Origin of the sequence: Gilliamella sp. B2717 (assembly GCF_026536675.1) — a bacterium.
In the GTDB taxonomy this organism is placed as follows: domain Bacteria; phylum Pseudomonadota; class Gammaproteobacteria; order Enterobacterales; family Orbaceae; genus Gilliamella; species Gilliamella apicola_I.
Genome location: NZ_JAFNNQ010000014.1, coordinates 296 through 3,027, shown reverse-complemented (window position 1 = coordinate 3,027; position 2,732 = coordinate 296). Strand labels below are relative to the sequence as shown.

The 2,732-nt window shown below is 36.3% G+C and carries 1 protein-coding gene; it reads left to right on the top strand.

Features of this window, described 5'->3' with window-relative positions; genetic code table 11:
- A partial coding sequence (locus J3U35_RS03175; RefSeq protein WP_267359514.1) for an SdrD B-like domain-containing protein occupies nt 1–2,732 on the top strand: 2,732 nt, incomplete at both ends.

The following is a 2,732-nucleotide window of genomic DNA, read 5'->3' as shown; positions in this document are numbered from 1 at the left end:
TTATCGTTGATACCGGTGCGTCTGCTCAGAACTTATTTATCAAAGGGCAAGGCGGTGATATTCATTTAGATGTTAAGGATGAAAAAGGTAATGGCGCCAAAAATATTCCCATTAAACTAATTAATTCTGCATCAACAAAAGAGTTAACGCTTGCCACCAATGATAAAGGTGAAATTGACATCAAAAATACTTTAAAAACCTATAAGTATGACCTAATTGTTGATATTGAAGATTTTATTGCTGACTCAAGTAATCAAACTAAATATACCTTATGGGATGCAACATTACCCGATAATTCGCATAAATACATTAATACGATAGAGTTTAATATGAATGGTACCAATCAAAAAGGTGCATTCAATATAAAACCACGTAATGAATGGGGCGTCGATGGAATCGTAGCTATAGATCAAAACAATGACGGTATCTATGGTGCTGATACGGATACTGGCGCATTAGGTATGAATGTCGAGCTTTACTATCCCGGCACGACAACCAAAGTTTTGGGCACAAAAACGATAACTACAAGCGATGATGGTCTATATCGTTTTAAAGATTTAGCGGTGGCGAGTTATGACATAAAAGTAACCAATGTGAAAGCGCCTTATATTCCACTTAGCAAACTTGAACAAAACATCAAAATAACAGATGCAAATAACCAAACAAGTGGTCCGACATTTTTATTAAAAATTGATCCAAATGATTCAAGTTTATCTGGTATATCGGGTCAGGTATTTGTCTTATCAAATCAGTTTTTGCCTAGGGGACCTGATTCTGGTAAGCCTTATAATATATTACCTGTATCAAATACGACTTATTTAGAAACCCCCGTCGATCTTTATCAATACGATGATAGTACATGGAAAAAGATTGCTACACAAACAACAAATAAGAGCAATGGATTATATCAATTCCGTGGTTTGGCGATCGGCAAAGATTATAAAGTGGTCATTAACGAATCTGGTATAGATTTAAATTCCTATATTTTTGTGAATGATTCTGATGGTAAATCAACCAGTACTTCACCAAAATCAAGAAGTAGCCATAAAGGGAAAGTAAAACTTAGTAATGGTACTCAGGCTAATATCGCCCCTAAAGAAATTATTGTTGTTGGTTTAGGTAAAGGAACCCAATCGAATCGAAACTTTTGGTATTCTCCCCTTCGAGAGAACTTAGGAACGTTAAACGTTGAAAGCAATATTAGAACAGCTAATTTAACTACAGCTTGGGGTGGTGTGGTTGATGGTGTCAGCTTAACACACACTGCTACAACTTACATGAAAGTCTCTTTTTATGAAGAAGACGGCGTAACTCCGCTTCTTGATAAACAAGGAACCCCATTAGCTGCAACACTCGGCAAACGTGGTTCGTATGGCGTGCTCGGTGCGCTCGGTAGGATAGCTGCTCCGATTGATCATGCCGGGTTATATACTTATAAAATTGATGATATTAATGACGAAATTGAAGCTGACTATTCGAGTGGTGATTATATTTTAACGATACAAACGGAACTTTCACACTCGAATGCTATGTATTTCAAACCTAAAAAGCCGAATACGCTATCTGGTTATGTTTATCTGAATAATAGCCATTCTGGCGCTTTGGGTGATTATAACCCAGATGAAGATACAGCAATTAAATTTGCCCAGGTATCGTTATACAAAAAGCAGTCAGATAATACATGGAACTTATTCACAAATTTTGGTACGAATCAGGACGGTTATTATAATTTTACAAATCTACCGGATGGTCAATATCGTGTTTTAACTAGACCAAGTTTTTCTGCTGGAAGTAATTTTAATTCACAAGATATTGAACTTGAAAATAATGATCAAAATACTGGCGTTGAAAATAACCAGTCAGTTTTTGAAATAAAAATTGAAGGTGGAAAAGCGCATAATAAGGGAACTAACTTTTGGTATAAGCTGAAACAACAAGATTATGTTGTTCGTGGTAAAGTTTACCTAGATACATATTCTGGCAAAGGGAAATTAGAAGTTAATATTCCAGGGACTTATGATGATCTACCACTTTTTGATGCGACAGTCTTACTTTGTAAAGATAACAATGCTTGTGTAATAGGCGGACAAAGTGTTATTGCATCTAAAAAAACTGGTTCTGATGGGCTTTATAAATTTACCGGCGCTGATGGGCTAACAGCTGGAAAAGATTTTATCGTTAAAGCATTACGTAAAAGCGTAACAGCAGTAGAAAATAGCAGTCAAGATCTTGCAACTAGCCATAAAATTCGATTTGACAAACTTGGTGCACCAATTGTTAAAAATTTTCTAATGCAAGGAAAAGGTAATATTCGTGCTATGCCTGTTAATGATATGAATGGCGATAGGTATGGTTCAGATTCAGAGAGAGGGACTAATACATCAAATGTTTATTATTGGGATAAAAACAGTAATGATTATCAGTATTGGGGTAAGTTCTGGACGATGGAGCTATACTCATTACCGGAAGGCAAATACCGTATAGTTCACACTCCGGGCAATGATTTTATCGACATTGCGGATGTGGATCCAGCAACACCACCAGGAACGCTAGATTTTGAAGTATTAGCCGATGGTTCACTTGCCAATAATTTAGATAAAAATAAATTATATCTAATGCAAGCTCAAGTTGTACCATCAAATACGACCGAGGCAATTTCGGGCAAGCTTTATCTGGATGTAACAGGTTCTAAAAACAAAGACGGGGCAGCTGAGCTCACTAAAGAAGAACTT